Consider the following 1751-nt stretch of genomic DNA (forward strand, 5'->3'; position numbering starts at 1 on the left):
TGTATTCCGATGGTTCGGTTGATCCCGTACGCGCTTGCCTGAATAGTCCACACTTCCGCAGCTTCACGAAAGAACATGCTTTTGCTGATCGGTGCATAGCCTTATTCCGCGAACGTTATGAGAAGCCAATGTTGGGCGGTTCATACGGCATTAATCTCGATTCCATCGAGGCGATCTGCAATCTGGACTCACTCGGCAATATCGGATCAGACCCTTACTGGAGCGACATCAAGGATCGACATCCGTATGATTTCGTGTATGAGGCAACCAAGCGTAATCTGGAAGTTTGTCAGAAATTCAAGGATCATAACATCTGGATTCAAGGGTATCAGACTCAGAAGGGGCGAGAGGAAGAGATCATTTGGGCGACGGATGCTGCTTATGATTCCATAGATTAACTCGCCTCGATTTAACGGAGCGGGTCTTTTTTTATAAACCCAGTGAACTTTTCTTTTGGACCGACTTCTAGAACGCTCTTTTGTTTTTCTCCCGTACAGGCACGCATAGGCGTACACCCACATACACTTAAAGAAATACTGTCGCTTGGGGTGATGCTGGCGTGCCTGGTTTCTTTACTGCGTTTGCCTTGTTTATCAAAGAATTATTGCTGCTTGTCTCTTATGTGAAGAACAATGCGTTCCCGCAGCCTCTGGCCGAAGATGATGAGGAGAAGCATTTGCGTCGCATGGCCGCAGGCGACCAGACATCGCGTAACTTGCTCATCGAGCATAACCTGCGTCTAGTTGCCCACATCGTCAAGAAGTTCGACAACACCGGAGAGGATCTGGAGGACCTGATCTCCATCGGGACGATTGGCCTAATTAAAGCAATCGAGAGCTTCTCCCCCGATAAAGGCACGAAGCTGGCTACATTTGCGGCCCGCTGTATTGAAAATGAGATTCTCATGCACTTGCGATCACTCAAGAAAACCCGTAAGGACGTTTCGCTGCACGACCCGATTGGGACGGACAAGGAAGGCAATGAAATCACTTTAATCGATATACTCGGTACGGAAGCCGACGATGTGGTCGACAAGGTGCAGCTTAAGATAGAGAAGTCGAAGATTTACAAGAACCTGGACATCCTGGATGAACGGGAGAAGGAAGTTGTAATTGGCCGCTTTGGCCTGGAGCACGGTGGTGAGGAGAGGACACAGCGGGAAATTGCCAAGGAGCTTGGGATCTCCCGTTCCTACGTGTCTCGGATTGAGAAGCGGGCTTTGATGAAGCTGTACCATGAATTTTATAAGGTGAAGCGGTGATACATTAGCTGATGAACACCACCGGGCAATTGGTGTACGGCGTGGAATCGCGGAATGTCGACTATGCCGGTGGAACATCGAGCGAGTCGATGGTTGTGCGGGTGAGCAAGTAAGGTGGAATCAACAATCACATGAATCAACCATACGAGCACTAGTCAATGGTGAGGCTGTTCCGAATGTCGCGAGAGCGACTAAGGGCAGCTTTTTCTTTTATGGTACATAGTTTCGGTTTACAGTCCATTTGCAGACTAAGCTGGTTCACGGTATTTTGAAGATACAAAGAATGGCTATCCGGTTCTGTAAAAGCCAGCCTCCACGAAGATCTCCTGCGGCGACTTGCCTTATTGATATGCATTTAAGGCCGATAACTTAAAAGCAGGCACATATCTTATGGACTTCTCCGATACGTGTAAGACATTCGGATTAGCCTCCAATTGTCTCATTTGATGCTTCGTAATACGATGTTTGATCAAGATTGATACGCGTACCG

General features: G+C 48.1%; 2 protein-coding genes. Both read left to right on the forward strand.

The genetic code is table 11. The features are described from left to right. The coding region (locus AC1DWB_RS34635; protein WP_477545608.1) for a hypothetical protein at window positions 1-398 on the forward strand (398 nt) is incomplete at its 5' end. 161 nt (window positions 399-559) lie between these two features. Further along, window positions 560-1261 (forward strand): RNA polymerase sporulation sigma factor SigK, encoded by a 702-nt coding sequence (sigK, locus tag AC1DWB_RS34640; RefSeq protein WP_477545609.1) that lies wholly within the window; start codon window positions 560-562, stop codon window positions 1259-1261. Window positions 1262-1751: the final 490 nt, after the last annotated feature.

This window comes from Paenibacillus sp. P4_E11, from assembly GCF_056401635.1.